The 15823-nt window shown below is 40.5% G+C and carries 11 protein-coding genes; 6 read left to right on the top strand and 5 right to left on the bottom strand.

All coding sequences use genetic code 11. The features are described from left to right. The first annotated feature begins 274 nt into the window (after positions 1-274). From FBQ94_RS07200 to FBQ94_RS07190, 3 genes are all read left to right on the top strand, one after another. Positions 275-643: an outer membrane protein assembly factor BamC gene (locus FBQ94_RS07200; RefSeq protein WP_007223268.1), complete on the top strand. Its 369-nt coding sequence runs from the start codon at positions 275-277 to the stop codon at positions 641-643. A 160-nt stretch (positions 644-803) separates the two neighbouring features. Next, positions 804-2627: an FAD:protein FMN transferase gene (locus FBQ94_RS07195; RefSeq protein WP_007223267.1), complete on the top strand. Its 1824-nt coding sequence runs from the start codon at positions 804-806 to the stop codon at positions 2625-2627. Then, positions 2593-3138, top strand: coding sequence for an Aq_1264-related membrane protein (locus FBQ94_RS07190; protein ID WP_007223266.1), 546 nt, complete (start codon positions 2593-2595; stop codon positions 3136-3138). The genes FBQ94_RS07195 and FBQ94_RS07190 overlap by 35 nt, the downstream gene beginning before the upstream one ends. Before the next feature lie 256 nt (positions 3139-3394). Here FBQ94_RS07190 and FBQ94_RS07185 read toward each other — a convergent pair whose 3' ends face one another. From FBQ94_RS07185 to FBQ94_RS07165, 5 genes are all read right to left on the bottom strand, one after another. Further along, positions 3395-4426, bottom strand: coding sequence for a tetratricopeptide repeat protein (locus FBQ94_RS07185; RefSeq protein WP_007223265.1), 1032 nt, complete (start codon positions 4424-4426; stop codon positions 3395-3397). Positions 4427-4471: 45 nt separating this feature from the next. Further along, positions 4472-4870, bottom strand: coding sequence for a tetratricopeptide repeat protein (locus tag FBQ94_RS07180; protein WP_007223264.1), 399 nt, complete (start codon positions 4868-4870; stop codon positions 4472-4474). Positions 4871-5330: 460 nt separating this feature from the next. Continuing rightward, the gene (aspS, locus tag FBQ94_RS07175) at positions 5331-7103 is read right to left on the bottom strand and encodes an aspartate--tRNA ligase (RefSeq protein ID WP_007223262.1); all 1773 of its coding nucleotides are present in this window, start codon (positions 7101-7103) and stop codon (positions 5331-5333) included. 137 nt (positions 7104-7240) lie between these two features. Beyond that, positions 7241-8551 (bottom strand): histidine--tRNA ligase, encoded by a 1311-nt coding sequence (gene hisS, locus FBQ94_RS07170; protein WP_285442069.1) that lies wholly within the window; start codon positions 8549-8551, stop codon positions 7241-7243. Positions 8552-8808: 257 nt separating this feature from the next. Then, positions 8809-9837: a zinc-binding dehydrogenase gene (locus FBQ94_RS07165; protein ID WP_007223260.1), complete on the bottom strand. Its 1029-nt coding sequence runs from the start codon at positions 9835-9837 to the stop codon at positions 8809-8811. 326 nt (positions 9838-10163) lie between these two features. On the opposite strand from FBQ94_RS07165, the gene FBQ94_RS07160 reads away from it, so the two are divergent. From FBQ94_RS07160 to FBQ94_RS07150, 3 genes are all read left to right on the top strand, one after another. After that, positions 10164-12443, top strand: a complete 2280-nt coding sequence (locus FBQ94_RS07160) for a PAS domain S-box protein (protein WP_007223259.1) — start codon at positions 10164-10166, stop codon at positions 12441-12443. A 316-nt stretch (positions 12444-12759) separates the two neighbouring features. Beyond that, on the top strand, positions 12760-15150 hold the full coding sequence (locus FBQ94_RS07155) for a PAS domain S-box protein (protein WP_007223258.1): 2391 nt from the start codon (positions 12760-12762) through the stop codon (positions 15148-15150). Positions 15151-15245: 95 nt separating this feature from the next. Continuing rightward, the gene (locus FBQ94_RS07150; protein ID WP_007223257.1) at positions 15246-15683 is read left to right on the top strand and encodes a response regulator; all 438 of its coding nucleotides are present in this window, start codon (positions 15246-15248) and stop codon (positions 15681-15683) included. Positions 15684-15823: the final 140 nt, after the last annotated feature.

The following is a 15823-nucleotide window of genomic DNA, read 5'->3' as shown; positions in this document are numbered from 1 at the left end:
ATAAAAGAATTATATCCTGAGCATGTTGATTTTTTTAATTTTATGTTGACATTTTTCCGGTTTTTTTATATTAATTGATTTTGAGTCTCAGTTTATTAAAAGAGATTGAACAAATTATTTGTAAAAGGAAATTATTTCTGTTACTATTCTTACCATTATGAATACAAACCGAAAAAGATTGTCAGTTGCTACATCTCTTGTTTTCGTATTGCTATGTATGATTCTCTGGACTACTGTTCCTACAGGGTGTGCTTCGAGGGGTGGGTTGAGAAGTATGTCCGCAGTCTCACGCTATTTTGATAAGGATGTAAATACCGTATGGGATGCGGCAATGCAGGTAATTGAGGGTATTCGTGTTAAAGCCGTAGACAAAGAAAAGGGTATTATAAGAACTCAATGGGTGAAGGGATGGTCAAGAAGAAGAACTACCGGGGTACTCCTGGAAGGGCAATGGCAGGAACGCTATCGCCTGACTATAAAAGTAAGTGGCGAACAAAATAAAACCTATGTTTCTGTAAATACTCAGATTGAAGAGAAACCGCCGGGTGGCAGTGGTGCATATCGATGGAGCCGCATTCCATCTGATGGTGTCATTGAACAGGAATTCCTGAAGAAACTGGAAAATATCCTTGCTAACCAGTAAGCACTACACCGTTTCATTCAGCAAGTCAATACCTTTCATTATTGTGCTTTCCTTCAGATAAAGAGGATAAAGAAATTCATAAAAAAAGTGATTTTTTCCGGGAAAACTTCGGGCTTACAAAAGCCGATTACATACAATGGAATTTTTTGTATAAAGAAAAATGTTAGATCAATCAATGAAACTCATAGATAAGAGAATAAAACGTTCTGTTTTTATATTTCTATTATTATTGTTGTTACCCATCGTCTCTCTGTTTTTTGATGTTCAGAAAGTACATGCAAGCACAGAGTCTGAAGAGAGTTTTCAACTTCAGACGTATCTTACAGAAGAACAGGCGCTTACCCTTGTTTTTTCTGAGTGTGATGAGATTGTAACTGATGAATTTATCATGACACCTGAAGAAAAACGTGGTCTTGAAAAACAACTTGCAAGAAGGCTTTATGAAGGTGGATTTAAGGTTTATATTGGTAAGAGTAAAGGTGTTATCCAGGGATATGCAATTATTACTGAAGAGGTTGGCAAATTTCATCCTTTTACCTTTATTGTCGGTGTAAAACCAGATGGGAAGATTAATAATGTAGCCGTTCTTGTTTACCGTGAGAGCCGTGGTGGAGATGTTGCCAGGAAACGGTTCCTTTATCAATTTATTGGAAAATCAATCAAGAACCCGATCCGGTTAAATAAGGATATCATCAATATTACCGGCGCTACCATGTCTGTGCAGTGTATGTGTGCAGGTGTAAGAAAGGTACTCGTTGTCATTCATGAATATTATCTCAGTGGTAAAAGAGATGCGAGTCATATAAGGCCTAAAGAGATTGGTGCGGTAACATCAGAAAAAGAGAGATCTCCTGAAGAATCAAGCAGGTCTCAACAGGTAAAGAAGAAAAGAAATGCCAATGAGAAGAAGGGACAAGGTCTTGAAAAAAGTACATTAGCTCCTGATGATGGAAAAGATGTATCTTCCGGGAGGAAACTCCTGAAACAGACCCGTATGATTATGGGTACTTTTGCAGAGATATCTGTTTATTCCAACGATGAAAAAATTGCCGGCAAGGCAATCGATGCGGCTCTCGATGAAATGGAACGTATGGATCGCATTATGAGCAATTACAAAGAGGATAGCGAGCTTTCCCTGCTCAACAAAAAGGCAGCAAAATCATCTGTACCCTGCGATAAAGAACTTCTCGATGTGATTAAGATATCGCAATACTATAGTGAACTGAGTGAAGGCGCTTTTGACATTACCGTTTCTCCGATTGTTGCCCTTTGGGGATTTTTTGATGAAAACAGGCACATCCCATCGGATAAAGAGATAGAGGATATTTTACCTGCCGTATCTTATAAGAATATTGTAATAGATAATAAAAGGGCGGGATCAAAAGATCTCTGCACCATATCCTATAAAAATAATCAGACTCAAATTGATCTGGGCGGTATCGGGAAGGGATATGCTGTAGACAAGGCAATGGAAATCATGAAAAAATTTGATATTGATAATGCCTGTGTTAATCTTGGCGGGAATATTTCTGTACTTGGCGCCCCGGCCGGTAAAAATGTATGGAAGGTCGGTGTGCAGCATCCACGGGATAGTAATGAAATTCTCGGCTATCTGGAACTCACAAATGAGGCTACTGCAACATCCGGAGATTATGAACGGTTCTTTGAGATACAGGGAAAACGATATTCACATATCATAGATCCGAGGACGGGAAAACCGGTAAGCGGTGTGATGGCAACGACGATTGTTGCTCCTGCGGGCACAGAGGTTGATGTGTTATCCACCAGTGTATTTGTTTTAGGGCCTGAAAAAGGTTTAAAATTGATTGATAAGATTCCCGGCGTCGGCGCCTTAATCATGTATGAGGGGAAGGATGGAAAAATTATGGTAGATATGACGATGGGTTTTAAAGAGAAATTCAGGAAAATTAAGAGCGAAGGAGAGGGGAATGTTAGGTGGCATGTGGTCGCTTCCGGTCAGTAATAAGATCTTTTTCACGTTTTTCCTGTTTATTATCGCTATAGCCGTTGGAATTGGCTTTTTGAATTATTATGAGAGAACGGGTTTTTCCCCGGAAAAGACAATACGCTACTATTGTGGTGATGAAGAGGAAGAGTTTGATATACCTCCTGCATCTATGGAGGAAAACCAGTCTAAGATGGAGGAAGGTTTATTCTTTGCAAAATCTTATCGGGAACTTTTAGAAGTAACTCATACCCATATCTTTTCAATACCTATCGTAGTATTTATTCTCTCCCGTATCATGGCAATGACGCATACCCGTGAAGGGTTGAAGATTACCATATATAGTGTTTCCTTTCTCGGCATTCTGTTGAATCTGGCAGCCCCATGGCTTATCAGGTATGTATGCCATCACTTTGTGATTACCTTTATCATTTCCAATGTCCTCCTTACGCTAAGCTTTGGAGCCTATATCTTTATTCCTCTCTGCGAAATGTGGCTGAAAAGAGGCCATGACAGTTTAGCTAAGTAAAGAAGAAGTTACAATTGGTAAATTGACCTACCTTCGAGAGGTTTTCTTTTTTTTGGATTTGTATAATCTACGGTTGGTTCCTCCTGTCATTCCCGAACGTCTTTATCGGGAATCCATCCACCAAAGGAATAAATTCTAAGCATGGATATGAACTTTGCAGACAACCTCTTAGCATTTTTACCATTCCCTTAATAAACTCGTGAAAACCTCTTGAATGTCAGATTGACCTCTTAAGGGGGAATCTTTCTTGGACTATTTATCCTTTTTTAGCTTTACGGAAGTATATGCATAAAGTCGCAATAACGCAGAGCCAGATTTGTACACCCACAATGTAATAAACAAATCCTTTTACAAGCTTGCTAACATACGGCTTTTTCACTTTCTCAGTACTCTTTTTAAAAGGACTTTTAAATAAAGTTGAACTCATCTTTTTAAATGGATTCAGAAGACTTTTAAAGGAAAATGTATGCTTTTTAACCTTTATATAGGGAGATGTATGATCGGTATGGGTATCAACTTCCGTTGCAGGTCTCGTCTCTGAAGGCAGCCTGGGTGGCTCTACCGCTGGCCTTATCTGTATTGGGCTTGTTTGCGGTATTATTGGGGGTCTTGATTCGACAACGGAATGAGGTCTCGGTTCCTGCGGTGTTTGTGGTGCGGGAGCCACGGGCTTTACCACTACAGACCTTTCTTCTTTGGCTTCTTGCTCTGGTGGCCTTGATTCAGCAACGCTTGTCCTTGGTGGGGTAGTTGTTTCAGGAGGTCTTGTTTCCGAAGGTTTATATTCCGGACCGGGTCTTTCTTCTTCCTCATCCTCAGGTTCTTCTCTTCTGGGCGGCGGAGTAACCGGTTTTGCAACCTGAGGCGATGCGCCGCCTCCCATAGCCTGCATACGTTCCTCAATCAATTTTTTGTATTTGAGAAGTTCCTGCTCCGCCTTGTCATTCATACCAAGTTTTTTATATGCCAGCCAAAGTCTCTGATAAGCTTCAACATATTCTGGCTTAATGCGGGTAACTTTGGTAAATTCCTTAATAGCGTTATCGAACATGTTTTGCCGGAAATAGATACTTCCCATACCAAAATGTGCTTCAGCATGGTTTGGATTAATCGTAACGACTTTTTTTAGCATTTCCATGGATTCATCCATTTTGCCCAGTTTATACAGATTGTATGCATCCAGGTAATACTTATTGGCCTCATCCTCCGGAGCAGCAAATATAGCCTGTACGTGAAGCATGCCCACAAGGATAAAGATAGATAAAAATAATGATAAATATTTTTTCATACAAAAATTTTAACACGTTCTTACTGCTTATTCAAAAAAATTCTATTACTTTTTCAGCTTTTCATAAGAATCTAATGCCTTTTTAGCCTCGTCTTCCATACCCTTCTTTCTATAAATTAAATACATTTCCTGATAGACATCGATAAGATCAGGATTGATAGTTAATGCTGTTTGTAACTCTGAAAGTGCCTCGTCATATAAATCCTTTTTGTTATAGATCATTCCCAGAGCAGCATGAGCCTCCGCAAAGTGTGGGTTTTTTTGTAAGCCATCTTTCAAAAGGGCAATAGCATCATCGAGCTTGCCTTGCTGTACATAGTGTCCAACTGTTTCAAAATAGGACATGGAATTGTGTAACCGTTTCAGGTATATAAGAAATCCAAATGAAATCATAAGAATCATAAGGGCAGCCCCGATAAGCAATATAAGCATCTGTCGTTTCACGTAAAAATACTCCTAACTTTATATAAAATTTGTTATCATTTTTATTCTCATCCTGGAAGGGGATAGGGGTGGGTAATATTCCATATGCATCAAGCTAAAATAGGTAAACGGTGAAGAATAACAAACCACTTTTAATCCCCCTTAGTCCCCCTTTAGAAAAGGGGGAAAAGTTTGATGTTTTTGATCAGGCAAACTTTTCTCAGGAAAAAATCCTTCTTTCTTTCCTCCCTTTTTTTAACTTATCCTTCTTTCCTCCTTTTTAAAGGGGGGTTAGGGGGGATTAGAGGGGAACATGGACACACATTGCTCTTTCTCCAGGGGGATATCTCCTTTTTCATGGAACACTATTCTTAGCTTGATGCATATGGGGTAATGTTCCGGATTTCTCCAATTCGATCTATTCAACACAGCTTTGTATAATTACGGAAGAGCATGAGGTTGGCCTCTACCGTAATACAGATCATGTATGTTCTGTTAGCCGTATCCCTAAATCACAAAGTTGTTGTGTATCAACCTCCGATGGCGCATTTGTCATAAGGCAGGTAGCCTTCTGTGTTTTGGGAAATGCAATAACCTCCCGAATATCATCGAGCTGTAATAGTAACGTAACCATGCGATCTACACCTAAAGCAATTCCACCATGAGGTGGAGCGCCGTATTTGAGCGCATCAAGTAAGAACCCAAATTTTGCAGCAGCATTAGCATCATCTATACCAAGTAAGCGGAAAACCCGTTTTTGTACTTCAGGTGTGTGAATACGAATACTACCCCCTCCGAGTTCTACACCATTGAGCACTAAATCGTAAGCGCGGGCCTTAACTTCCAGAGGTTTTTCTTCCAACAGGGGAAGATCGTCAGGATAAGGCGAGGTAAACGGATGATGAAGCGCCTCATACCGCTGTAAATCTTGATTATAGTCGAATAATGGGAAATCCACAACCCATGAAAAATGAAATACACTCGTATTAATAAGTTTGTTTTTATGGCCGAGATGTAACCTGAGTTGTGCAAGTGATTGAGAAACTACTTTAGGCTTATCGGCAACAAAAAGAAGCAAATCCCCTCTCTTTGCATCCATCCGGCGTTGTATATTTTCCTGGTTTTCCAGGGGAAAGAATTTTGCTATCGATGAAGCCAAACTGTTCTCTTCCACCTTGAACCATGCGAGGCCCTTAGCTCCAAATTGACCAACAAAGGCAGTTAAATCATCAATATCCTTCCTTGAATAATTTCCACAGCCAGTAGCATTAATGCCCCGAACTTGCCCGCCTGATTTGATCGTATCGAGAAATACCTTAAAATTTGAAGTCTGAGCAATATCAGATATATCCTTTATCTTCATATCAAAGCGCAGATCAGGAGCATCGCACCCGTAAGAGGTCATGGCCTCTTTATAAGAAAGCTTGGGAAAAGGGGTCAGAACCTTTTTACCGATAACCTTGTCAAAAATAGTGGCAACAAGCCCTTCGATGATCCGGATAATATCATTTTCGTCAATAAAAGACATCTCCATATCCATTTGGGTAAATTCAGGCTGCCGCTGGGCACGGAGGTCTTCATCCCGGAAGCATCGTACAATCTGGAAGTACCGGTCATAACCTGCTACCATAAGAATTTGTTTGAAGAGTTGAGGAGATTGGGGCAGCGCATAAAACTTTCCCAGATTAACCCTGCTGGGTACCAGATAATCCCTTGCTCCTTCCGGAGTGCTCTTCGTTAGTACGGGTGTCTCGATATCAACAAAATTCAGACGGTCGAGATATTCACGTATCGTCTGACATATCTTATGCCGGAAGATCAATCGCTTTTGCATGATAGAGCGCCGTAAATCCAGATAGCGGTACTTTAATCTTAATTCTAAAGATACATTACTCTCATCAGCAATTTCAAAGGGTGGTGTTTCGGATTTGTTTAAGACTTCAAGTCTATCGGCATGTACTTCTATTTCTCCGGTATCCAAATTGGGATTTACGGTGCCAGTTGGTCGGGCAGAAACGCTTCCCTTTATAGCAATAACATATTCTTGCCTTAACTGACGGGCAATGTCGTAAAATTCGCTTCCTGTGTCTGGATTAAAAACTACCTGGGTAATGCCATAGCGATCCCGCAAATCAACAAAGATTAACCCTCCGTGATCCCGGACGCTGCTTACCCATCCAACCAGAATTACGACCGATTTTACATCTCCTATGCGTAATTGACCACAGGTATGTGTTCGCTTGAGTATTGACATGTATGGATTATCTCCTTGAAATGCAATAATGTGCCAGCTTTTATCCTGGATTATTTGCCACTAAAACGCAAAGACATGAGATGGCGATTGAGAAATATTCGAGACTATCGTGGATAATAAATAAAGAATTCTTCAAGTTAATGTGATTGTTTGTCCAGTAACCACTGGAGGGCTTCGTTTTGTTTGAGAGTAACTTCTTCGCCCGTTTCCATAGCTTTAACCTTAACATCGCCGCGCGCCGATTCATCAGGGCCCAGCATAATTACATATTTTATACCCATTTTATTTGCCATTCGCATCTGCGCCTTGGGGCTTCTTCCTTCATAATCAAAATCAGCAGAAATATTGCCTTTCCTTAAGAGGTTCAGTAAAGAAAAGCATTGTTTTTTGGTTTCACCAATGGAAACGATATAGACAGAGGGAGATGGACCAGAAACTTCCTGATATATGGATTTATTTTTTGCCGCAATATTTTCAAGGGCCAGAATCGTTGCCTCCATACCGATAGCAAATCCAACTGAGCCGATTGAAGGGCCTCCGAGATCAGAGATCAAATTATCATATCTCCCTCCCGCACAGATTGCATCACGGGCGCCTAATGAAGAGTGTGTGATCTCATAGACAGTTTTCGTATAGTAATCCAATCCCCGTACCAGGTGGGCATCAACAATATAGGGAATGCCAATCTCCAAAAGGGCTTCCCGTACTGCCTTTGCATGAATCTGACATTCCACGCACAAATAGTCATTAATAGAGGGCATGTGGTAACTGATTGCCTTGCATTTTTCGTTTTTACAATCAAGGATGCGAAACACATTCCGGTTGAGACGTGACTGGCAGAGTTCACACAGTTCCTTCTCATGTCCGGATAGCTTTTCTTTCAGGATATTTCTAAAGACGGGTCTGCATTTCTCACAGCCAATGGAGTTAATCTTGACCTTGTATCCCTTCAGACCGAGCCGGTCGAATATCCGGGTGGCCACGCTGATAGTTTCCACATCGAGTAAAGGGTCTGTTGCGCCTACTGCTTCTATGCCCATCTGATGAAATTGGCGGAGTCTCCCGGCCTGAGGACGTTCTTTTCTGAATTGGGGGCCGATATAGTAGAATTTTTGAAATTTTTTTGTTTTGTGTAATTCACACTCTAAATACGCCCGCATAACAGGGGCTGTACTTTCCGGACGTAAGGTTATGCTCGAATCTTCACTATCGGCAAAGGTATACATCTCCTTCTCGACAATATCGGTTGCATCTCCAAGGCTCCTGATAAATAGGCGAGTATCTTCGAAAATGGGAGTGCGGATCTCGTAATATCCGCAGAGTTCGAACTCCTGCCGTCCGATATTTTCAAGCTTTTTCCATAAAGGCCATTTTTCTGGTAATATATCTTCTGTACCCCGGGGGGCTTTAAAGATGTAATCCGCTTTCTTCTCCATCTTTAGATCCATTGCACCAATCCTATTGATTTATAGAAAGTCATAAATAAAGGTTTAATTATATCAATCGGGATACAATATGCAAGGGTTTTTAAGAGGTATGCTAACATGTAGGGCAAGGCTTCAGCCTTGCTTCCCCGCAAGAATATATGCGCCGGGATAGCAACCCTAAAGGGTTGCCCTACAAGACAGGCATTCGACGACTTTAGCGATGTGTAGTGGCAAGGCGCGACTTGCCCATTACAGAATCGCTTTGAAATTTCTATACGTTAAACTTTTAATACAATCTTTCCGAAATTTTCCCTGTTCAGCATTCTTTGCTGTGCTGCAGCGGCATCCTTGAGCGGGAATACGGTATCGATAACAGGTCTTAACCTCCCAAGTTCTACAAGGTTCAATACATCAAAAAGCTCCTTTTTACTACCCATATAGCAGCCAAGAATAGTATGTTGTTTCATATATAAAAACCGGATATCTATCGTTGTGGTAGGCCCGCTTGTTGCCCCGCACACCACCATCCGCCCTCCCTTGGTAAGGCACTGCAAATTCTTTTCCCAGGTATCGGGACCAATATGCTCGAAAATAAGGTCTACCCCCTTGTTATTAGTTACCGACCTTACTCTTTCTCCATAATCGTCTTTCGAATAGTCTATAACCTCGTCAGCGCCTATCTGTTTTGCTTTTTCCAGTTTTTCCTTCCCTCGGGCTGTAGTAATTACCCGGGCGCCAGCTACACGGGCTATCTGAATAGCAGCGCTGCCAATGCCACTGCCGGCAGCATGGATCAATACATTCTCTCCCGGTTTCAGTTGTCCCCGTGTAATAAGCATATGCCAGGCTGTTAAAAATACTAAAGGAATGGCTGCCCATTCCTCGAAGGAATGTTTATCGGAAACAGGGATGATATTATCCACATGCGCCTTGGCAAATTCCGCATAACCTCCCTGTACTTGAAATCCCATTATCTTAAAACTACTACACATGCTGTCATTATTCGTAATACAATATACACACTTTCTGCAACGAACACCAGGGGCAATAAGTACCTTATCGCCTGGTCTGAACTTCTTGACCTCCATTCCTGCCTCAGCAACCTCACCGGCAATATCACTACCCGGGATATGTGGCATAGGGATCTCTGCCCCGGGCAAACCTTGCCTCACCCAGATATCCAGGTGATTCAGTGCGCACGCCTTTACTTTTACCAATACTTCATAGGGAGAAATCTTTGGTTTCTCCCTGTCGGTATAGGTTAATCTATCCACTCCACCATGTTCGTAAAAGACAACAGCCTTCATAACTCTCTCTCCTATACAAAATGTATTGAAAATTATGGTGTTTGCTTTACCCTTATAAAACCACACCGATGTACTATAGCACAAAACCTCGCTTATTCAAGTATTAGTCTCTTAAGGGAGAGGAAAGATGCAAGATTTTGCGTCTCCTCACATAATTCTTCCTGTCTGATTTTCTTTCATCTTAAACAAAACTACTTCAATCCGGATAAAAATTTCTGTAAAATTATAGCTTATGTTTCATATTAACGGTAACATGATAAGATAGAAACTCAGGCAGAAATTTTTAATAGTATTCCAAATAATAATTAAGTATGGATAGAAGCAAAATGAGATTTCATAAGATAAACCCCCTTTTATCAATGAAAGGTAGATTACTTATCTTTGCATTTTCTATTTCCCTCATACCAGTTATTACCATTACAACAGTATATTACCTCAGCGCCAGGAATACGATAAAGGGGCAAATATTCAGGCAATTAAGAGTCCTCGCAGAATCAAAAAAACAGCATATTTTGTCTTTTATGGAAGGAAATGATACTCGGACTAAAAATTTCAGTTCCGATGGATACATAAGAAGTAAGTTTGAAATAATTGTCAATGGAAGAACCTTTCAACAACATGCGGTAACTCATTTAAATAAGTACCTATCGAAAAATAAGAAGCCACTCTATCATCATCTTGTAGCAATAATCCTGATTGACCAATACGGCAAGGTTATCTCATCCACCCATGAGAATATAATTGGTATGAGTATGTCCGGTCTGGATATATTTAAACAAGGATTAAGGAAAAGCTATGGTGATACCGCGATTGGTCAGCCGCACTACTCTTCTTATCTTAATTCAAGTTGTATATTTATCTCTGCGCCAATTTTCTCGAGGCAAGGCAAGCCTATCGGTGTGCTTATTAATGCCTATGATCTTGCATCTCTCGTTGAGATTACAACGAATCGTGTTGAAATGGAAGAAACCGGGGAAGTGTATTTAATTAATAAAAATAAGACACTGCTGACGGAATCAAGGTTTATAAAAAATGCTTCTCTCAGACAGATAATAAATACAGAGCCGGTTCGTAAGATTATGAAAGGCAAAAAAGAAACCGTTGGTATTTATAAAGATTACAGGGGTGTTCCGGTTGTTGGCGCCTCTCTGTATATACCCAAATATGACTGGATACTTTTGGCAGAGATAGATAAAGCGGAGGTCTTTGCGCCCTTAAAGATGTTAGGTATCATTGCGTTGATTTTTGGAGTAACTGGTATAGTCGCAGTTATGAGTATAGGAATTATCTTTGCTGTTTCGACCTCAAAGCCCATTCAAGATTTAATGAATGCAACAGAAAGGTTTGCGGACGGGGAATTAGATTACCGGGTAAAAATATCTCATAAGGATGAAATAGGAAATCTGTCCATGAGTTTTAATACGATGGCCGGAGAACTTGCAAGGAAAATTGCCGAACATACGCAAATAGAAAGCGAATTAATAGAAGAAATTGCAGAACGCAAACGAATCGAAAATGAACTTCGAAAGTTATACAATGCTGTAGAACAAAGCCCGTGTACGATTGTGATCACTGATACAAAAGGGAGTATTGAATACGCAAACCCAAAATTCTATAAGACAACTGGTTATACCCCGAAAGAAACAATCGGACAGAATCCGCGTATCTTAAAATCCGGCGAGAAGCCTCCTGAAGAATACAAACATTTATGGGATACCATTATTTCCGGGGAAGAATGGAGGGGAGAATTTCATAACAAGAGAAAGAATGGCGAGCTTTACTGGGAGTATGCATCTATTTCTCCCATAAGAAATTCTGAAGGGGTTATTGCTTATTTCCTCGCAGTTAAAGAGGATATTACCGAGCGCAAGAGGGCTGAAGATGAATTGAGAGAGCAACGTGATAATTTAGAGATCCTGACAAACCAGCTTGCCGCCTCCAACAAAGAATTAGAGGCATTCTGCTATTCCGTATCACACGATCTGCGGGCGCCGCTAAGAAGTATTAATGGCTTTTGCAAGGCAATGATGGAAGACCACTCTGATACGTTAGACGAACAAGGCAAAAATTACCTCCAACGGGTAAGCGCAGCCAGCCAGCGTATGGGGCAACTTATCGATGATTTATTAAATCTATCCCGTATAACACGAAGTGAAATACAACAAAAGAGAGTTAATCTGAGCATACTTGTGGAAAATATTTTGATGGAATTGAGAGAAAAACAGCCGGAACGCCAGATTGAATGTATTATTACCAAAGGGCTCTATTCTCATGGTGATTCACAATTGCTGCGGATAGCGCTCGAAAACCTCTTGAACAATGCATGGAAATTTACCAGGAAGAACACCTATGCAAGAATAGAATTCGGTAGTACACAACAGAATGGTAAACAAACGTATTTCATACGAGACAACGGCGCCGGCTTTGATATGGCATACACCAACAAGCTCTTTGGAGCATTTCAGCGTTTGCACTCAGCAATCGAGTTTGAAGGAACTGGTATTGGACTGGCTACCGTACAGCGAGTCATTCATCGTCACGGCGGTCAAATCTGGGCAGAAGGCGAAGTGAATAAAGGGGCGGCATTTTATTTTACCTTGCCATAACAGAAGGGAAAAGGCAGCAAGCGGCACATGGTGATACTTCTTAATATATATGTTTAGGAAATCCAAACAGGGGTGGCATGGACAAACCTTGTTTCTCCATGCTTAATTTAATGAATGGGATTATAAAATGAAGCATAGGCATTCTCTTCGGGTTTATCCATTGAATTATAGTAAAATTTCAGCAAAATATTGAAAAAGGTAAATTTTAGATTGCACAAACCGGCTAATTTAAGGACAATTAAAAAATTCGATTTAATTCAATCCTCCGTATCGTATCTCAGGAAAGAACAAACGTAGTATATGTTAGGTAATTAACATGGCAAATATTATGAGAAAAACAGGAATAGATATTATTGGCGATACCCCATGGGGCACCCACCTTTCTCAATTTTATCAAACCAGGGAAGATTTAATTGATATCTTAGTACCCTACTTTAAGGCTGGTCTGAAAAATAATGAATTTTGTATGTGGATTACATCAGAACCTCTTACCGTAGAAGAGGCTAAGTCTGCAATGAAAAAAATACTGCCTGATTTTGAACACTATATAATAAAAAACCAGATAGAAATCATTCCGTATACCGAATGGTATCTTAAAGATGGTATTTTCAACTTACAGGAAGTTCTCAACGGCTGGGTTGATAAACTGAATCGGGCCATGACTAAAGGTTATGATGGTATGAGGATAACCGGCAATACTGCCTGGCTTGAAAAAAAGGATTGGAAAAGTTTCGCAGATTATGAGGAAGCGATAGATAATGTCCTTAGCTACTACCCGATGATGGCCATTTGTAGTTATTCTCTTGATAAGTGCCGGGCATATGAAATAATAGATGTAGTCCGCAACCATCAACTTGCCCTTATTAAACGTGAAGGTAAGCTGGAGCTTATTCAGAACATTGAGAAAAAACGGGTAAGAGAGGTGCTCCAAAAGTCTGAAGAGAAGTATCGTATTTTATATGAGACTATTAAGGATGGAATTGTAGCTACAGATATGGATGGCCACATACTTGAATGCAATGAGGCGTATGCAGGTATGCTTGGTTACTCTAAGGAAGAGATAAAAAAATTAACCTATCAGCAACTTACACCTGAAAAGTGGCATCAGATGGAAGCTGAGAAAGTAAAAGAACTAATTGTTGAAAGAAACTATACTGATGAATACGAAAAGGAATATATAAGGAAGGATGGAACGGTGTTTCCAATATCCATTCGGGTCTGGGTAATCAGAGATGAAAATGGCAAACCGAAAGGAACATGGGGTATAGTCAGGGATATTACGGAGTCCAGGCGGGCAGAGGAAGAAATAAAAAATACAGCAAAATTTCCCTCCGAGAATCCATATCCTGTGTTGCGTATCGCTCAAGACGGCACCATTCTTTATGCTAATTCATCTGGTAAATTTTTTCTGCATGAATGGAACTGTGAAGTTGGCCAATGCATACCAGATTTCTTGTACCAATTTATTACCCATGCTTTCCATACCAAAGCAATAAAAAAAGGGATCGAAATGAATCATGGAGACAGAATATTCTCTTTTACCATTGTGCCAGTAAAAGATACTTCTTATGTTAACTTGTATGGAGTAGACGTCACCGAACGTAAACAGATGGAAGATGGTCTCCGTAAGCTGTCTAATGCAGTTGAACAAAATCCATGCTCAATCGTAATTACAAACACCAGAGGCAAAATAGAGTATGTCAACTCAAAATTTGTCCAATTAACAGGTTATACCTTTGATGAAGTAGTCGGGAAGAATCCCCGCATTTTAAAATCTGGCAAAACACCTATTGAAGTATATGAACAATTATGGGTTGTGATTGCTTCCGGTAATGTATGGCATGGGGAATTTGTTAATAAGAAAAAAAATGGCGAACTCTACTGGGAATCGGCATCTATTTCCCCAATAAAAAAAGCTGATGGAACCATTGCCCATTTCGTTGCAATTAAAGAAGATATTACTGAACAGAAGCGAGTTGAAAATGAACTGCGGAAGCAACGTGATCAACTTGAATATCTTACAACCCAACTTACTGCTGCTAATAAGGAACTGGAAGCATTCTGCTATTCAGTATCGCATGATCTTCGTGCACCGTTAAGAGGCATAGATGGATTTAGTAAAGCGTTAATGGAAGACTATGCCGATACACTGGACGAACAGGGGAAAAACTATCTTCATCGGATAAGGGCAGCCAGCCAACGTATGGGACAGCTTATCAATGATCTGTTGAATCTGTCTCGTATAACACGGAGTGAAATGCGCCGAAAAGAGGTTGATCTAAGCGCTATGGTAAAAACGCTTGCTTTGGAACTTCGGGAAAAGCAGCCGGAGCGCCGCGTTGAATTTATTGTTGCTGATGAACTTATCGCTAACGGTGATCCGCAATTACTCAGGATAGCGATGGAAAACCTCTTAAATAATGCATGGAAATTTACCAAAACATGTATGCATGCAAAAATAGAATTCGGCTTTACCCGGTGTAATGGTAATCTCGTGTACTTTGTCCGGGATAACGGTGCCGGTTTTGATATGGCATACATCGATAAGCTGTTTGCTGCGTTTCAGCGCCTGCACTCCTCAAGTGAATTTGAGGGCACAGGTATTGGATTAGCTACCGTTCAACGTATTATTCATCGACATGGTGGTCAAATCTGGGCAGAAGGCGAAGTGAATAAAGGAGCAACATTTTATTTTACCTTGCCATAACAGAAGGGAAAAGGTAGCAAGCAGCACATGGTGATACTCCTTTCTGCTTACTGCCTACTATTTAGTATTCTAGGTACTTTTATGAGGACAAATCTGTGAACAATAAAATTATCTTGCTGGTAGAAGATAATCCGGATGATGTGGAACTTACACTCCGTGCACTGAAAAAGCACAATATTATGAATAAAGTAATGGTAGTAAACGACGGAGCTGAAGCGCTGGATTACCTCTTTCGTAACGGTAAATATGTTGATCATACCTCAAGCGGTCTGCCAGAGGTTATACTGCTTGATTTAAAATTACCAAAAGTAGATGGCCTGGAAGTGTTGCGGCGTCTCCGCGCTCATGAGCAGACAAAATTACTCCCGGTAATCATCCTTACTTCTTCAAGTGAGGAAAGGGATCTTATTGAGAGCTATAGGTTAGGCGCTAACAGTTATATTCAAAAACCGGTTGATTTTAATCAATTCTCCGAAGCAGTACGGCAATTAGGAGTTTACTGGCTCCTCCTAAATAAATCTCCAAACCGATAAAAGAAAGCATAGAAATGAGGAAACCGCTCCGCGTATTAATTATCGAAGACTCACCGGATGATACAGAACTGCTCCTCCGTGAATTGAGATGTGGCGGCTATGATCCGGTTTACGAGCGGGTCGAGACGGCCTCAGGCATG

It is taken from the genome of Candidatus Jettenia sp. AMX1 (assembly GCF_030263775.1).
Taxonomy (GTDB): domain Bacteria; phylum Planctomycetota; class Brocadiia; order Brocadiales; family Brocadiaceae; genus Jettenia; species Jettenia caeni.
This window is presented reverse-complemented; position numbering and strand designations above follow the sequence as displayed.

Bases quoted from the DNA above. Each gene is read 5' to 3' on its own strand.
- FBQ94_RS07200 (WP_007223268.1), top strand. From the start codon at position 275: ATGTCCGCAGTCTCACGCTATTTTGATAAGGATGTAAATACCGTATGG.
- FBQ94_RS07195 (WP_007223267.1), top strand. From the start codon at position 804: ATGTTAGATCAATCAATGAAACTCATAGATAAGAGAATAAAACGTTCT.
- FBQ94_RS07190 (WP_007223266.1), top strand. From the start codon at position 2,593: ATGTTAGGTGGCATGTGGTCGCTTCCGGTCAGTAATAAGATCTTTTTC.
- FBQ94_RS07185 (WP_007223265.1), bottom strand. From the start codon at position 4,426: ATGAAAAAATATTTATCATTATTTTTATCTATCTTTATCCTTGTGGGC.
- aspS (WP_007223262.1), bottom strand. From the start codon at position 7,103: ATGTCAATACTCAAGCGAACACATACCTGTGGTCAATTACGCATAGGA.
- hisS (WP_285442069.1), bottom strand. From the start codon at position 8,551: ATGGATCTAAAGATGGAGAAGAAAGCGGATTACATCTTTAAAGCCCCC.
- FBQ94_RS07165 (WP_007223260.1), bottom strand. From the start codon at position 9,837: ATGAAGGCTGTTGTCTTTTACGAACATGGTGGAGTGGATAGATTAACC.
- FBQ94_RS07160 (WP_007223259.1), top strand. From the start codon at position 10,164: ATGAGATTTCATAAGATAAACCCCCTTTTATCAATGAAAGGTAGATTA.
- FBQ94_RS07155 (WP_007223258.1), top strand. From the start codon at position 12,760: ATGGCAAATATTATGAGAAAAACAGGAATAGATATTATTGGCGATACC.